The sequence below is a fragment of the Pseudomonas sp. FP1154 genome, assembly GCF_030687245.1.
Taxonomy (GTDB): domain Bacteria; phylum Pseudomonadota; class Gammaproteobacteria; order Pseudomonadales; family Pseudomonadaceae; genus Aquipseudomonas; species Aquipseudomonas rhizophila.
Window position 1 is genome coordinate 3340707 of sequence record NZ_CP117465.1, and the last position, 14737, is coordinate 3355443.

The window sequence follows — 14737 nt, forward strand, 5'->3', positions numbered from 1 at the left end:
GTGACACCCTTGGGCCGTATTCTATACAAAAGGTACTGCCCGAGTGTGGGCGGTTTTCTAATTAGGCCCTCTGGCGGTTATCCCGTAGTAAAGTGCATGCAACCGACATGAGAACCCACTTTGAGATGTCTGAAGTGCCCAAGACCCAGTTTGAATGGCCCCGCGCGTCACACCCCCAGTCAGCCGCAACGGTAACAGCATGATCGAAATTACCGAAGTCTCCATCGCACAACTGCGCGCAGCGCTCCAGTCCGGTCAGACGACCGCGGTCGAACTCGTCCAGGCCTACCTTGCCAGGATCGATGCCTATGACGGCGCCGACACGTCCACCGCCCTCAACGCTGTGGTCGTGCGAAACCCCGATGCCCTGGAAGAAGCACAGGCGTCCGATGCCCGTCGGGCCAAGGGACAAACCCTCGGTCCGCTCGATGGCATTCCCTATACCGCCAAGGACAGTTATCTGGTGAAGGGGCTGACGGCGGCTTCTGGCAGTCCGGCGTTCGCGAACCTGATCGCTTATCGTGATGCGTTCACCATCGAACGGCTTCGCGCCGCCGGGGCGATCTGCCTGGGCAAGACCAACATGCCGCCCATGGCCAATGGCGGCATGCAGCGCGGTGTCTATGGCCGGGCTGAAAGCCCCTATAACGCGGACTACCTCACCGCCCCTTTCGCATCGGGCTCCTCGAACGGTGCAGGCACTGCAACGGCAGCCAGTTTCGCTGCATTCGGCCTTGCCGAAGAAACCTGGTCGAGCGGCCGGGGCCCGGCCTCGAACAACGGATTGTGTGCCTATACACCTTCGCGCGGGGTGATTTCGGTACGCGGCAACTGGCCGTTGACGCCAACAATGGACGTCGTCGTGCCCTATGCCAGGACGATGGCGGATCTTCTCGAAGTGCTCGACGTCGTGGTGGCGGACGATCCTGATACCCGGGGCGATCTGTGGCGCATGCAACCCTGGGTGCCCCTCCCGCCTGTCGACTCGGTTCGCCCCGCCTCATACCCGGGCCTTGCCGCCCATAAGGAAGCACTCGCTGGGGTCCGCTTCGGAGTTCCGCGCATGTACATCAACGCCGATCCCGAAGCGGGCACGGCTGAGGCTCCCGGCATTGGCGGGCCGACGGGGCAGCGAATCAACACCCGTGCCTCGGTCATGGCCCTGTGGGAAGACGCCCGCAAGGCGCTCCAAGCCTGTGGCGCGCAAGTGATTGAGGTCGATTTCCCGCTGGTGTCCAACTGCGAAGGTGATCGTCCGGGCGCGCCGACCGTATTCACTCGGGGCCTGGTGTCCAAGGAGTTCCTGCACCATGAGTTGTGGGACCTGTCGGCCTGGGCGTTCGATGACTTTCTGCGGGCCAACGGTGATCCGAAACTCAATCGCCTGGCCGATGTTGACGGACCACTGATATTCCCCCATGACCCGGGCACCCTGCCCAACCGTGAGGACGACCTGGCCGCTGGCATGGATGAATACGTCAGGATGGCCGAGCGCGGCATTACGCCGTGGGACCAGATCCCCACCCTGGCGGACGGACTGCGGGGCCTTGAACAGACACGTCGAATCGATCTTGAAGACTGGATGGACCGGCTTGGGCTCGATGCGGTGATATTCCCGACAGTCGCCGACGTTGGCCCCGCAGATGCAGATATCAACCCGGCGTCCGCCGATATCGCCTGGAGCAACGGGGTCTGGGTCGCCAATGGCAACCTGGCCATCCGGCACCTGGGCGTGCCCACCGTTACTGTGCCGATGGGCGTGATGGCGGACATTGGCATGCCTGTAGGGCTGACGTTTGCCGGACGTGCCTATGACGATTCGACCCTGTTGCGCCTGGCTTCGGCGTTTGAGTCGCTGGGCTCCAAACGGGTGGTCCCACCGCGTACGCCGCCGTTGTCGGGCAGTAAAAAATAAACCTGGTGGGCGGGATTGCCCCGCCCCTTTCATCAAAGCCGAAAATATTGCTGCATGGCTCGGGAGAGCAGGTTCACCGCCTCATCGGCATGGGACGCCTGCGCTCGAATGAACACCACCTCGTGCTCCGGCACCCGGGGCAGATCATCGAGGATCTGCATCTTGTCCGTCACCCGGGCCCGGTCTATCAGACTGATCGCCAAGCCGGCCTCCACACACGCCTTGACGGCCTGGGTGGAGGGGCTTTCCAGGACAATGCGCGACTTGCGAGCGCATTGCTTCAGCGCTTCCACCATGGCTTGTCGATAAGGGCACTGCGCCGCATGCACGGCCAGTGGCAGCGGCTGCGTCGAGGCAATCACGCTATTGATCGGGCCGACCCAAACAGGTGTCGTGGAGGTTAACCGCAGCGACTCTGTGTCCGGCAGCTCCTTCGGCCGGGCAATCATCGCAGCCTGGAGTTTTTCACGTTGAACCTGATCACGTAGCGCGTAGCTTGGCGCCGTCCTGAGCTCCAGTACCACGTTCGGCCAGGCGGCTGCGAATGTCGGAAGGATGTCGCGGATGACATGGTCCGCATATTCATCCGGCACGCCCAAGGTGATACGCCCCGCCAGACGGGTGCCATGCAGATCGGCCAAGACCCGGTCGTGGGTACTGAGCAACTCGGTGGTAGACAGGAGCAAACGCTTGCCCAGTGCGGTCAGGGAAACCGCCTGATTGTCACGGTTGAGCAATCGTCCACCGGCGACCGCTTCCAGCCGCTGGATGTGCACGCTCACCGCTGCCGGGCTTTTGTGCAGTTGCTCCGCCGCCGCACTGAATTTGCCGATGCGCGCCACCGCATGAAAAGTCCGTATCAGTTCGATATCGAGTATGGCCGGCATAATTCAACCTTTGTGAATGACTGCTGCACTATATTTTGATTTATTAGATTAGCCTGCTTTCGTAGCCTGTGGGCATGAATGCATACCGATCGATCTCATGCCCTGCTCTCTCCAAACCTCAATGGCACCAGGCGATACCTCTGTTCTTACTCGAGGCGGCGCTGGTGTTGAGCTGGAGTTCAGGCTTCATCGGCGCGCGCTTCTCGCTTGATTACGCGCCGCCGTTACTGGTCGTGTTCTGGCGCTGCGTGCTGGTCACGCTCGTTCTGTTCCCGTTTGTCGCCAGGAACTTGAGGCGAACCTCGGCTGCCGTGCTGCTGAAAAACGCCGGCATCGGTTTGCTGGCCATGGCGGGGTATCTGGCGGGTATTACCCAAGGCATTGCCTTGGGCGTACCGGCCGGGCTCGCTGCCCTGTTCGCCGACCTTCTGCCCATGGGCCTGGCTTTATTGGCCGCGGGCGTCCTGGGACAGCGACTGGCCTGGCCGGTTTGGGCCGGCCTGGTCATCGGCCTGATCGGGGCCGCGCTGGTGACACATGGCGCGCTGGCCTGGGGCGATGCGCCCTTATGGGCTTATGCGCTGCCGCTGCTTGGCATGCTTTCACTCGCCGTCGCGACATTGTGGCAAAAGCACCTCCCGCCATCGCAGTCCTTGGGCCTACTCCCCAACCTATGGCTGCAATGCTGTGTTTCGGGCTTTGCCTTCGCTTTGGTCGAGGGCTTACAGGGCAGCCTCGCACCGATACCCAGCACAGGTTTTATCTTGAGTGTCCTGTGGACCGCGGGCTTGTCTACGATTGGCGGATATGGGCTCTACTGGCTGTGCCTGCGCCGCGCGTCAGCCACCCGGGTCGCCAGCGTCCTGTACCTCAGCCCCCCCGTTACGATGCTGTGGGCCTGGGCGATGTTCAACGAACCTCTTTCCTGGCAAATGGTGTCGGGCATGGCGGTGTCCGGGATCGGCATCTGGATGGTGGTGCGCACCGAAGCTCGGCAGCCAGTGGCCGACACAGCTCAGTAGCCCTGTTCACTCTCCAGCGGGATAAGTCAATTTCAGCCCGTGAACCTTCGCAGCCGGACTCAACACCGCTGTATTGGCTTTATCTTTGTCCATGATATGGATGACTTCTACACCGCGAAGCAACAGATAGTCGGCGACGATCCTGCGATGGCAACGCCACCAAACAGCCTCCGCACACATGATGGCGCAGTGGTGAGTCTTGCTGAGCGCGAGGAGGCGATTCAGACCGACCTCAAATTCTTGCGAAAGGGCGTAGTCCGCGTAGTTATGGAAACTTCGATTGACCCAGAATGCGTTGACCTCATCGGCAACGGTCTTTGATTTTTTTCGTAATCCGCCAAGCTCCGGAATCTGTTGATGCCCGATATCGAATTCGGCCAGTCGGTGTGCAAGCGTATCCAGATTGTATTGAGGATTTGTCCGTGATCGCGGGACGGTCCTGATATCGACAATGGTATCGACACCAAAACCGCTGACGATCTCCACGAACTGTTCGAGGGTTCGGGTCGAATGACCCACTGTGTAAACACAGACACTTTGCATAAATACTAATCCACACCTGATTTCTTTCAGATGACCTGTGCAAGCAAGCCAGGTTCTAGTGGATTCACGCAAATCCGCCAGGGTGACAGCCGTCAGCCCTCACTTGCCAACTCCCCCTCAAGCCACTCGATCAGTGCGCTCACTTCAGCGCGATCTGCTGCGTGCGAATTTCTGAAAACCGATATCGCTTCAGGCAAGGGAACACTTTGCGCGCAAGGCCTCACCAAAGCCCCACGCTCAATCAGCCTTGCGGCGGTGCGGCGCCATCCCAGTGCAATTCCGTGCCCCTCCACCGCCGCCTGAAGCATCAAGGGGTAGCTGTCAAATACAGTGCCTTGAAGATCAACAGCCGGTATCTGTCCAAACGCTTTTAGCCAACCCTCCCACTGCATCCAGTGAGGCGGCGTAGTGCGATAGTGCAAAAGCGTGTGGCGAGCAAGCTCACTGACCTGCATGGGCGCTTGGACATTGAGGTATTGCGGACTGCACACCGGAAACACCTCATCGCTAGCGGTAAAGACCAGAACATGCGCACCACTGGGGCGCCCGGTGCTTTGCAAGGCCACGTCAAAATGCTCATTGAATTCAGTCAGCGGCCGGGTTGAAGTGGCCACCTGGATTTCGATCTCCGGGTATTGCTGGTGGAATGACGAAAGGCGCGGCATCAGCCAGTAGAACGCCTCGCACAATTGGCACAGCAGAACGACACGGTTCTTGCCAGGCGCCTGGCGAAGGGTCTCGGCGACATCGCTGATACTGCGCAAGGCGCTGCTCACCACACGCCCTAGCTCGCGTCCTTCTTGGGTGAGAAACACTGCGCGGTTGCGCCGACTGAAGAGCTTTAGCCCAAGATTCTCTTCAAGTCCCCGTATCTGCCGACTGATCGCCGCTTGGGTAATGTGCAGCTCCTCGGCGGCCTTCGAAAAACTCTCCAGCCGCGCCGCCGCTTCAAAAGGCAATAAACTGGCGAGCGGCGGTAAAGACTTTCCAAGCGTATTCATAATCACCGGTAATGCATCCGTGGCCGAGAACTCGTTTGTAGCATAGCCCTGACGCTACGCAACATGAGCTGATATCTCATGGATAGACCGATGCTCAGGAATGACTCAAACACCACCGCAGGCGTGGCCCTCGCCGTCGTCGCCACTCTGAGTTGGGCCTTGAATTTCGTAGCGCCCTACGTCACCGGTGCCTATTCGATCTACGACTTGATGATCGTTCGGTTTCTGATCGCCGGGACGCTGGGTATGGGCGTCATGGTGTTCTATCGAGCTCGACTTCGACGCCTGAGCCGCGAACAGCAGCTTCTTGGCGCAAGCCTGGGAATTATCGGGTACCTCGGCTATAGCACTTGCATTGCCGCCGGAGTGATTTACGGAGGGCCGGTACTGACCCCTGCACTTATTGGCATGGTGCCGCTTCTGCAGGCCGTGCTCGGCAACGCCACGAGCAGAACCCTCGAATGGCGCAAGCTCGTGATACCACTGGCGTTGATGACAGGCGGGCTGTTGCTGTTGAACGTCGGCAGTCTCAATCACCTCCCAACTGGCGACAGTGCCTGGCGCAAGGGGCTGTTCTTTTCAATCAGCGCAGTGATCCTCTGGCTCGTATTCGCCGCGTTGAATCAAAGGGGCCTGGAAAAACTTGCCGTCAACGCATCAGGGGCCTGGACCGGCTTGATGATGGCAGGCGCCGGGCTGGGCACCTTGATCGCCTTACCCGCCGTACTGGTGCTTGATCTTCTGAAACTGCCAAGTCTGGGCTTCAGTGTTTCCGTGGCTGGGCCGTTGTATGCCTGGGGGCTCTTTATCGCGCTGATGTCATCGGTCGTCGGGGCCTGGGCGTGGAATGCCGCGTCCCGTCGCCTGCCCATGGTGCTTAGCGGGCAACTGATATCCCTGGAGTCACTCTTCGCGACGATACTGGGCCTGATGTTTCATCAGCGACTGCCCACTCTTTGGGAAACCTCAGGGCTAGCCGGTGTTCTTGTCGGCGTGGTTGTGGCCGTTCGTATCATCCTGACATCCAGCGAATCGACCGACCGCGCCCGACAGGAGGAGAACATCGCCAGGCGCACCCGGTGATGCATCTTTCACTGATCATCGTTTCGCGCCAGACTCATTCGATTCCCTGACCGCAAGGATAGCCAGCATGATCTCTCACGTTTTCCTAGGCATAGGCGATTTCGACCGCGCGTTCGCTTTCCATTCAAAGATAATGGCCGGGCTGGGCCTTACGTTGAAGTTCTGCGACGCCACTAAAGGCTGGGCCGGTTGGGTTTGCGAGGGCTCGCCTCGGCCGATCTTCGTGATTGGAAAACCATTTGACGGCAACCCAAGCGCGCCCGGTAACGGTCAGATGGTGGCGCTGCTGGCACCCAGCCGGGAGCTTGTCGCACGCAGCCACGCAATGGCGCTGGCCCTGGGAGGAACGTGTGAGGGAGCGCCTGGATTGAGGCCCCATTACCACCCCGACTATTACGGCGCCTATTTTCGAGACCTCGACGGCAACAAGCTGTGTGTCTGCTGCCATGATCCGCTGGGTTAGACGTCCACGGCTTTGCGAGGATTGCCTTCTACCGGCTGACACAAATTGGCCGCAAGTGCTTCCAGCAAGGCACTGACCTTGGGAAGCTTCTCACGGCTTTTCTGCCAGGCAAGGTTGATCACCATTCCGTCGGTTGCCAGATGGGCAAGCACCTCAATCAACGTGCCCTCCTCAAGCTGCCGCTGGATCAACCATGAAGGTAACTGTGCAATCCCGCACCCGGCCGATACCGCAGCAACCAGCCCTTCACCGTCCCCCACGACCAACGCTGGCGACACCTGCTTTCTTACCGTCTCGCCGGGACGCTCACCGGCAAAATTCCACGGACTGAGCTTGCCGTCCGGCCAGCCATAGGCGATGCACTGGTGATGTTCCAGATCGCGATCGGTCATGGGGATGCCATGCTTGGCCAAGTACATGGGTGAAGCACAGAAGACATGCCACTCACGACCCAGGTAACGATGCCCCAGCGCGTCTGGCCAAACCTGTGAGCCGCCAATGGTGACGACGATATCCACGCCTTCCTGGAGAGGGTCGATGAAACGATCCGTGAACGAGATGTGCGGCACCAGACGCGGATAGTCCTGGATACACCGCAAGATGATGGGCATCACTTGCGAACGACCAAAGGCTGCCGGAAGGTCAAGCCGGACCCTGCCCTGTGGCTCGGCGTCTTCAGCACGCAGAGACAGCTCGGCCTCTTCAAGGTCTGCAAGCACCCCCGTGCAGGTGCGATAGAACGCCGTCCCAGCGTCCGTCAGCGATACCCGCCGGGTGGTGCGATCGAACAATCGAGCCCCAAGGCGGCTCTCCAGACGGGCGACGCTTTTGCTGATGGCCGAGCCCGTGAGGCTCATCCGCTCTGCGGCGACCTTGAAGCTGCCGGATTCGGCGACGCAGACAAAGACATCGATCCCCTTCAATCGCTCGGAGGAAAACATTAGGCGTCCTGTTATTGATGAATTGAGTTCAACCTGCAATGGAAAATCCATCATAAATCAGAACTGGATTCCTCAGTAAACTTGCCGCGAGCGTATTGCGCCACGCTGCGCCCCTGGCAATGATCGATTGAACAAAGAGGCAAGGATGCTCGCTACCCTTAGAAACTACCCCACGACCGTCAACCTGCTGCTTTGCGCATCTTCGATACTGACGTTGGGCCGAGCGATCACGCTGCCCTATCTGGTTATCTATCTGTCCGAAAACTTCGCCATGGGTGTGGCGGATATCGGAGTGGTCATCGGCAGCACACTGATCATTGGATCGCTATTGAGCCTCTATGGCGGTTTCCTCGTGGACAGGCTCTCCAGCTACCGACTCATTCTGGGGTTCAGTGGGTTGTTCAGCCTGGGGTTCCTTGGGGCAGTCGTGACGCGCGAACTCTGGCTTTTTTTCATCTGCCTGGTGCTGATCAATCTGGCATATGCCGTCATCGATATTGCGGTCAAGGCGGGATTTGGCAGCTTGCTCCCCGCCGCCGAACGCAGCGAAGTGTTCTCGATCAAATATACGCTGACCAACATCGGCTATGCCGTCGGACCGTTTCTCGGGGCGGGAATTGCCAAGCTAGGGATCAGCTTGCCCTTTCTATTGTCTGCCGGGCTCGGTGCCGGCTTCTTTCTCATTTACTTCGTTTGGGGCGACAGACATTCCGCCCCCGTCGACGCAGGCCAGGCGCCTGTGCCTTTCCTGGCGGTGGGCAAGGTTCTGCTTCACGACTACCGGCTGGTATGTTTCACCCTTGGCGGCCTGCTCAGCGCCGTGGTCTTCGGCCAGTTCACCGCCTATCTCTCGCAGTATCTGGTGGTGACCACCACGCCGGAGAACACCTACCGAATCATCAGCGCTATCGTCACGACCAATGCGCTGATGGTGATCAGCTTGCAATATTCCATCGGCAAGAAAATATCCCATCGGCATCTGAATCTTTGGCTGCTGGCCGGGCTGGGAATGTTCCTCATGGGCCTGGCCGGTTTCGCCCTGTCCAACTCGGTGATGTTCTGGGTGATGTCCATGGCTATATTCACTGTCGGGGAAATAATCGTATTCCCCGCGGAATACATGTTCATCGACAACATCGCGCCCAACCATCTGCGCGGCATGTACTACGCCGCGCAGAACCTCGGCAACCTGGGGGCCGCAGCCGGGCCGTTGCTCTGCGGCGTGGTCCTGGCCACGCAACCGTCCCACAGCATTTTCTACATGCTCGCGCTCTTTATTATCGCGGGAGGAGCCTTTTATATATTGGGCGCTTCCCGCTGGCTCAACCACGGCCGACAAAAATCGTGAAAAGCCTCTGCCATCTCACCCAGCGAACAAAAAAGCTGTCTTTGGAAAACGCCTTGAACGGCCCGTACGCCTCAGTCAAAACTGCCAGGCGGGAGGCGACCGACCTCAGGTCTTGCGAACAGGTATCCCTGCATCAGATCGATACCCAGCTCCAGAAGCGCGGCGCTTTCCCCTCGCGTCTCAATGCCCTCGGCTATGACGGTAATGCCCAGGCGTTTGGCGACCAGGACGATACCCTCGACAATCGCTTGCTTGACGGTGTCTTGATCAATCGTGCGGGTCAACGCCATATCAATCTTCAGCACTTGCGGCTGAAACATGGCCAGCAGATTGAGCCCTGAGTAACCGGAGCCGAAATCGTCAATGGCGGTGGTGAAACCCTGGCGCTCGTACTCCACGAAAATCGACTTGAGGTGCTCAGGATCTACGACCTTCTCGCCTTCCGTTACTTCGAACATGAGCCGGTTTGGCGGGAAGTTTGTATTACGTGCGGCTTCCAGGGTTGCCCGGATACAGGTCTCGGGCCTGTACACGGCATTGGGCAGGAAATTGATGCTGAGCAGGCAATCGGCAATGTCCAGAATGCCCAGCCGGGCGGCTTCCTCGATCGCCTTCACGCGACACGCCTGGTCGAACCGGTAGCGGTTACCGTCATTGACCAGTCCAAGAATGTAGCCTGCCGATTCGCCATTGACGCCCCGCACCAACGCCTCATAAGCGAACGCGGTGCGCGTTCGTACATTGAAGATGGGTTGAAAGGCCATTGTGAAGTCGAACCCCAGCGCCTCATGGTTGCGGCATTCGGCGCAACCGAGGGATTTGAAGGCTGGATCGGAGGAGTCTTGGGTCATGATCAATATTCCGTTGCTTAACGGGGCATCCCCTGCACATGCAAGGAACTGTAGTCGACACCGTTTGAATCGGCACAGTCCGAGCTTTCTGGAGGACGTTTGAGTCCATGATTACCGACGGGACTCCTCCAGCCCGCTAGCCAGGCTTTATCGCCACGGGCATCGCGATACGCGTGCAGGCGTAAAGCAATATTCCGACAACCATCAAGGCTGCACCGCGAAGCCAGGTTTCCAGGCTTTGCTGACTGAGCAATATCAAACACGAAACGATAGCCAGAACGGGCACCCAGGTAGGCACCCGAAAATGCGCTTCCTCAACCGTGTCACGCCTTAACACCAATACCGCCAGATTTGTGCTGAGGAATACGAAAAGCAACAGCAGAACAACTGTCTGGGCCAATGCAGCAAGGGTGCCGGTCAGTGTCAACGCAATAGATACAAGGGTCGTGGCGATGATAGCGACCCAAGGCGTACGTCTGTTGGGCAGTACCTGCGCCAAGGCCTCCGGCAACAGCCCCAGACACGCCATTCCATAGGCGAGTCGACTGGCCATGATCAGAGTCAGCAACGCTCCGTTGGCCACGGCAATGAGCGCGATAAAGGCAAACACGCGAGGTGGAATGTTCAATCCCGATGCCCGGACGACTTCCAGCAACGGAGCCGACGTTGCTACCAGTTGCTCCATCGGCAGCACTGAAGAGGCTGCGACACCAACGGCCATGTAGACGACCCCGGCGGTCAACAATGCCGCAAATAAGGCGCGCGGATAGACCTTTCGAACATCACGTATTTCCTCAGCCAGATTGGCGGATGTTTCAAAGCCGACAAACGAATAGAAGGCCAGCAATGCCGCCCCCAACACCGCCAGCATCGGACTGACCCCCGGCTTGAATTGCAACGCGGCTTCCAGGTGAGCATCACCGGAACGGAAAAACCAGGCGGCGGCCACAACGACCAGAATCAGGCCTGACAGCTCTATGAGCGTCATCACTAGATTCGCCCCCAGAGATTCTTTTATTCCCCTGGCATTCAAGAGCGCTATGACCACCAGAAACACCAGGGCCGCGACGTGCGGTGAGACCTGAACAAATGCGCCCAGATAATCACCCGCGAAAGCCAGCGAAAGACCGGCAGCGCTTGTGACAGCCGCAGCCAGCATGCAGAACCCGACCAAAAACGAAATAAGCGGTGACTTGAATGCCTTCTCGGCATACACCGACGCCGCTCCCGCATGGGGGTATTTGGTGACCAGCTCCGCATACGAACCGGCCGTCAGCATTGCGAAGAATAATGCGACCAGCAACGGCACCCAGATCGCGCCGCCCACCTCCCCCGCGATCGTGCCGGCGAGCGCATAAACACCGGCGCCGAGTACATCGCCAAGAATGAAAAGAAACAGCATCGGTCCTGTCACCGCCCGGCGCAAGGAGGTCCGGGATTTAGGGGGCGTTACTTTCATATTCTGGCTCTGCTTCAAACATGCACGTGTTAGGTACCTCGCGTTGCGCCAGGCAGTGGTATGACTCTCTGAGTAGTGGAAGTATTTGCCCAGTGAAAGTTCAGAAATGTTCCCCATCATCGCGCCGTCCGGGTCAATCGTCAGAGTCATTTACTGGCCCTTGGTAGGACCGTTGGTCGAAAGCAAAATCGGGCACACAGGCCAGTCCAGCAATCGTGATCTAGTATCAACGCAGGTTCGGCTGGAGAAGCCCCAATGTCGTTGGCTGAAGAACGCAAACCTGAACGCCGCAAGGAAACCCGGCTGTTCCTCTTCCTTGTCGTGTTCCTCTTTCCGCTGCTGTCGGTCGCCATCGTCGGCGGCTACGGTTTCCTCGTCTGGTTTTTCCAGATGCTGTATGGCCCTCCTGGCCCACCCCACTGACCGGTGGCTTTTTCTTGAGGCTATTGGAGCCCGTTCATGGACGAAACCCTGCATATCGCCAGTCTTGTCGTACTTGCCCGACCGGAGATGTTCGACGCGGTCAAGGCCAACCTGCGCCTGCTCGATGGCCTGGAGCTGCATCAGGAAAGTGCCGCCGGAAAACTGGTGGTAGTGCTTGAAGCCGTGCATGAAGACCAGATCCTGCAATGCATCGACCAGATCAACAACCTGCCCGGCGTACTCAACGCGGCGTTGATCTATCACGAACTCCTCGAGCCCGAAGGAGACATCGAATGAGCATGACCCGCCGTGCATTCGTCAAGACCCAGGCCGCCGCCATTGCAGCCGCCGCTGCGGGCCTGCCGATCGTAACCTCTGCCAGCAACCTGGTGACCGAAGCGGACATGGTCACCCTGGACTGGAACAAGGCGCCTTGCCGGTTCTGTGGCACCGGGTGCAGCGTGATGGTCGCGACCCGGGATAACCGGGTGGTCGCCACCCATGGCGACGTGAAGGCCGAAGTCAATCGTGGGCTCAACTGCGTGAAAGGCTATTTTCTTTCAAAGATCATGTATGGCGTCGATCGCCTGACCCAGCCGCTGTTGCGCATGAAGAACGGTCAATACGACAAGCAGGGCGAATTCCAGCCGGTCAGTTGGGAGCAAGCCTTCGACATCATGGAGCTGAAGTTCAAGCAGGCCCTGAAAAGCAAGGGGCCGGAATCGGTCGGTATGTTCGGCTCCGGACAGTGGACGGTCTGGGAAGGCTACGCCGCCAACAAACTGATGAAGGCCGGCTTTCGCACCAACAACATCGACCCCAACGCCCGCCATTGCATGGCCTCGGCGGTGATGGGTTTCATGCGCACCTTTGGCGCCGATGAACCCATGGGTTGTTATGACGACATCGAAGCCACCGATGCCTTCGTGCTCTGGGGCTCGAACATGGCCGAGATGCACCCGGTGCTCTGGAGCCGGGTCACCGATCGCCGCCTGAGCCAGCCCCATGTGAAAGTGGCGGTGCTGTCCACCTTCGAACATCGCAGTTTCGAGTTGGCCGACATCCCCATGGTGTTCAAGCCGCAAACCGACCTGCTGATTCTTAACTACATCGCCAACCACATCATTGAAAGCGGCGCGGTGAACCAGGATTTCATCAGCAAGCACACTCGCTTTGCCCGGGGTGCCGACGACATCGGCTACGGCCTGCGTCCTGACGACCCACGGGAAACCAGCGCGAAGAATGCCGGCAAGGCCAACACCTGGACGGATATTGACTTCGAGGCGTACGCCGCCTTCGTCAAGCCTTACACGCTGGAGCGAACCGCCAGGGAGACGGGGGTTGCACCTGAGCGACTGAAAAGCCTGGCGCAGTTGTATGCCGACCCCAAGCGTAAGGTCGTGTCGTTCTGGACCATGGGGTTCAACCAGCACACGCGTGGCGTCTGGGCCAACAACCTGATCTACAACATCCACCTGCTTACCGGCAAGATCAGTGAGCCGGGCAATAGCCCGTTCTCGTTGACCGGTCAACCGTCGGCCTGTGGCACGGCACGTGAAGTGGGGACTTTTTCCCACCGACTACCGGCCGACCTGGTGGTCACCAATCCCAAGCATCGCGCCACCGCCGAGAAAATCTGGAAGCTGCCCGCCGGCACCATCCAGGAAAAGCCCGGCTTCCACGCGGTGGAACAGAGCCGCATGCTCAAGGACGGTGTGCTCAACGTGTGCTGGACCCAGGCCAGCAACAACATGCAGGCCGGACCGAACATCATGCAGGAAGTCCTGCCGGGTTGGCGCAACCCGGACAATTTCATGATTGTCTCCGACGTCTACCCCACCGTTTCCGCCCAGGCCGCCGACCTGATTCTGCCCAGCGCCATGTGGGTGGAGAAGGAAGGCGCCTTCGGTAACGCTGAACGACGCACGCAATTCTGGCATCAGTTGGTGACGGCACCGGGAGACGCCCGGTCGGACCTGTGGCAGTTGATGGAATTTTCCAAGCGCTTCACCACCGATGAAACCTGGCCCGCCGAATTGCTCGCCAAGGCACCTGAGCTCAAGGGCAAGACCCTCTTCGAGGTGCTGTTCAAAAATGGCCAGGTGGACCAGTTCCCCGTCGAGCAGTTGGAAGCCGGCTACAAAAACGATGAAGCCAAGGCCTTTGGGTTTTACCCGCAGAAGGGGCTGTTCGAGGAGTACGCCCAATTCGGTCGCGGCCATGGACATGACCTTGCCGCATTTGACCGTTACCACAGTGAACGGGGCCTGCGCTGGCCGGTGGTGGATGGCAAGGAAACCCGCTGGCGTTATCGCGAGGGGCTGGACCCCTATGTGGAGAAAGGCAGCGAGGTGCAGTTCTATGGCTATCCGGACAAGAAGGCGATCATTTTCGCCCTCCCCTACGAACCGCCGGCCGAGGCACCGGATGCGGACTACCCGTTCTGGCTGAGCACCGGGCGCGTTCTTGAACACTGGCACACGGGCAGCATGACCCAGCGAGTCGAAGAACTCTACAAAGCCGTGCCGGATGCGCTGGTGTACATGCATCCCGAGGATGCCAAGGCCTTGAAAGCACGGCGCGGCAGTGAAGTGAAGCTGATCAGCCGACGCGGTGAGATCCGTGCGCGCATCGAAACCCGCGGGCGCAACAAGCCGCCTCAAGGATTGGTATTTGTGCCGTTTTTCGACGCCAACAAGCTGATCAACAAGGTCACGCTCGATGCCACCGACCCGATCTCCAAGCAAACCGACTACAAAAAGTGCGCGATACGCATCGAGTTGGTCAGCGTGGCCTGAGGA

14 protein-coding genes are annotated in these 14737 nt (G+C 59.1%); 8 read left to right on the forward strand and 6 right to left on the reverse strand.

Translation table 11 applies throughout. The features are described 5' to 3' along the window. Window positions 1–199: 199 nt before the first annotated feature. Window positions 200–1915, forward strand: a complete 1716-nt coding sequence (locus PSH91_RS15075) for an amidase (RefSeq protein ID WP_047225868.1) — start codon at window positions 200–202, stop codon at window positions 1913–1915. Between the two features lie 32 nt (window positions 1916–1947). On the opposite strand, the gene PSH91_RS15080 is transcribed toward PSH91_RS15075, so the two are convergent. Further along, a complete protein-coding gene (locus PSH91_RS15080; protein ID WP_047225642.1) occupies window positions 1948–2802 on the reverse strand; it encodes a LysR family transcriptional regulator in 855 nt (284 codons plus the stop codon). Window positions 2803–2876: 74 nt separating this feature from the next. Here PSH91_RS15080 and PSH91_RS15085 point away from each other — a divergent pair, with 74 nt between their 5' ends. Beyond that, the gene (locus tag PSH91_RS15085) at window positions 2877–3824 is read left to right on the forward strand and encodes a DMT family transporter (RefSeq protein WP_076384298.1); all 948 of its coding nucleotides are present in this window, start codon (window positions 2877–2879) and stop codon (window positions 3822–3824) included. 6 nt (window positions 3825–3830) lie between these two features. Here the strand turns inward: PSH91_RS15085 and PSH91_RS15090 are convergent, their stop codons facing one another. Both PSH91_RS15090 and PSH91_RS15095 read right to left on the reverse strand, forming a co-directional pair. Next, window positions 3831–4310, reverse strand: a complete 480-nt coding sequence (locus PSH91_RS15090) for a DUF488 family protein (RefSeq protein WP_230682590.1) — start codon at window positions 4308–4310, stop codon at window positions 3831–3833. A gap of 149 nt (window positions 4311–4459) precedes the next feature. Next, a complete protein-coding gene (locus tag PSH91_RS15095) occupies window positions 4460–5368 on the reverse strand; it encodes a LysR substrate-binding domain-containing protein (protein ID WP_076386626.1) in 909 nt (302 codons plus the stop codon). A 90-nt stretch (window positions 5369–5458) separates the two neighbouring features. Between PSH91_RS15095 and PSH91_RS15100 the strand changes: the two genes are divergently transcribed. Both PSH91_RS15100 and PSH91_RS15105 read left to right on the forward strand, forming a co-directional pair. Beyond that, window positions 5459–6451, forward strand: coding sequence for a DMT family transporter (locus tag PSH91_RS15100; protein ID WP_076384294.1), 993 nt, complete (start codon window positions 5459–5461; stop codon window positions 6449–6451). A gap of 67 nt (window positions 6452–6518) precedes the next feature. Beyond that, the gene (locus PSH91_RS15105; RefSeq protein WP_076384292.1) at window positions 6519–6914 is read left to right on the forward strand and encodes a VOC family protein; all 396 of its coding nucleotides are present in this window, start codon (window positions 6519–6521) and stop codon (window positions 6912–6914) included. On the opposite strand, the gene PSH91_RS15110 is transcribed toward PSH91_RS15105, so the two are convergent. Beyond that, window positions 6911–7855 carry a LysR family transcriptional regulator gene (locus PSH91_RS15110; protein WP_188250889.1) on the reverse strand — a complete coding sequence of 315 codons (945 nt, stop codon included), beginning with the start codon at window positions 7853–7855 and terminating at the stop codon, window positions 6911–6913. The two genes, PSH91_RS15105 and PSH91_RS15110, sit on opposite strands and share 4 nt — an antisense overlap. 145 nt (window positions 7856–8000) lie before the next feature. Between PSH91_RS15110 and PSH91_RS15115 the strand changes: the two genes are divergently transcribed. Next, window positions 8001–9203, forward strand: a complete 1203-nt coding sequence (locus PSH91_RS15115) for an MFS transporter (protein WP_107322800.1) — start codon at window positions 8001–8003, stop codon at window positions 9201–9203. A 71-nt stretch (window positions 9204–9274) separates the two neighbouring features. Here PSH91_RS15115 and PSH91_RS15120 read toward each other — a convergent pair whose 3' ends face one another. Both PSH91_RS15120 and PSH91_RS15125 read right to left on the reverse strand, forming a co-directional pair. Further along, complete coding sequence (locus tag PSH91_RS15120) at window positions 9275–10054, reverse strand: EAL domain-containing protein (RefSeq protein ID WP_047225635.1); 780 nt, start codon at window positions 10052–10054, stop codon at window positions 9275–9277. A 136-nt stretch (window positions 10055–10190) separates the two neighbouring features. Next, window positions 10191–11513 (reverse strand): APC family permease, encoded by a 1323-nt coding sequence (locus PSH91_RS15125; protein WP_139050065.1) that lies wholly within the window; start codon window positions 11511–11513, stop codon window positions 10191–10193. Between the two features lie 255 nt (window positions 11514–11768). Between PSH91_RS15125 and napE the strand changes: the two genes are divergently transcribed. The 3 genes from napE to napA are packed head-to-tail and all read left to right on the forward strand — an operon-like array spanning window position 11769 to window position 14734. Beyond that, on the forward strand, window positions 11769–11936 hold the full coding sequence (gene napE / locus PSH91_RS15130) for a periplasmic nitrate reductase, NapE protein (protein WP_047225634.1): 168 nt from the start codon (window positions 11769–11771) through the stop codon (window positions 11934–11936). A gap of 36 nt (window positions 11937–11972) precedes the next feature. Further along, window positions 11973–12233, forward strand: coding sequence for a chaperone NapD (locus PSH91_RS15135; protein WP_160892162.1), 261 nt, complete (start codon window positions 11973–11975; stop codon window positions 12231–12233). After that, window positions 12230–14734, forward strand: coding sequence for a nitrate reductase catalytic subunit NapA (gene napA / locus PSH91_RS15140; protein WP_139049864.1), 2505 nt, complete (start codon window positions 12230–12232; stop codon window positions 14732–14734). The genes PSH91_RS15135 and napA overlap by 4 nt, the downstream gene beginning before the upstream one ends. Window positions 14735–14737 lie beyond the last annotated feature (3 nt).

Bases quoted from the DNA above. Each gene is read 5' to 3' on its own strand.
- PSH91_RS15075 (WP_047225868.1), top strand. From the start codon at position 200: ATGATCGAAATTACCGAAGTCTCCATCGCACAACTGCGCGCAGCGCTC.
- PSH91_RS15080 (WP_047225642.1), bottom strand. From the start codon at position 2,802: ATGCCGGCCATACTCGATATCGAACTGATACGGACTTTTCATGCGGTG.
- PSH91_RS15085 (WP_076384298.1), top strand. From the start codon at position 2,877: ATGAATGCATACCGATCGATCTCATGCCCTGCTCTCTCCAAACCTCAA.
- PSH91_RS15095 (WP_076386626.1), bottom strand. From the start codon at position 5,368: ATGAATACGCTTGGAAAGTCTTTACCGCCGCTCGCCAGTTTATTGCCT.
- PSH91_RS15100 (WP_076384294.1), top strand. From the start codon at position 5,459: ATGCTCAGGAATGACTCAAACACCACCGCAGGCGTGGCCCTCGCCGTC.
- PSH91_RS15105 (WP_076384292.1), top strand. From the start codon at position 6,519: ATGATCTCTCACGTTTTCCTAGGCATAGGCGATTTCGACCGCGCGTTC.
- PSH91_RS15110 (WP_188250889.1), bottom strand. From the start codon at position 7,855: ATGTTTTCCTCCGAGCGATTGAAGGGGATCGATGTCTTTGTCTGCGTC.
- PSH91_RS15115 (WP_107322800.1), top strand. From the start codon at position 8,001: ATGCTCGCTACCCTTAGAAACTACCCCACGACCGTCAACCTGCTGCTT.
- PSH91_RS15120 (WP_047225635.1), bottom strand. From the start codon at position 10,054: ATGACCCAAGACTCCTCCGATCCAGCCTTCAAATCCCTCGGTTGCGCC.
- PSH91_RS15125 (WP_139050065.1), bottom strand. From the start codon at position 11,513: ATGAAAGTAACGCCCCCTAAATCCCGGACCTCCTTGCGCCGGGCGGTG.
- napE (WP_047225634.1), top strand. From the start codon at position 11,769: ATGTCGTTGGCTGAAGAACGCAAACCTGAACGCCGCAAGGAAACCCGG.
- PSH91_RS15135 (WP_160892162.1), top strand. From the start codon at position 11,973: ATGGACGAAACCCTGCATATCGCCAGTCTTGTCGTACTTGCCCGACCG.
- napA (WP_139049864.1), top strand. From the start codon at position 12,230: ATGAGCATGACCCGCCGTGCATTCGTCAAGACCCAGGCCGCCGCCATT.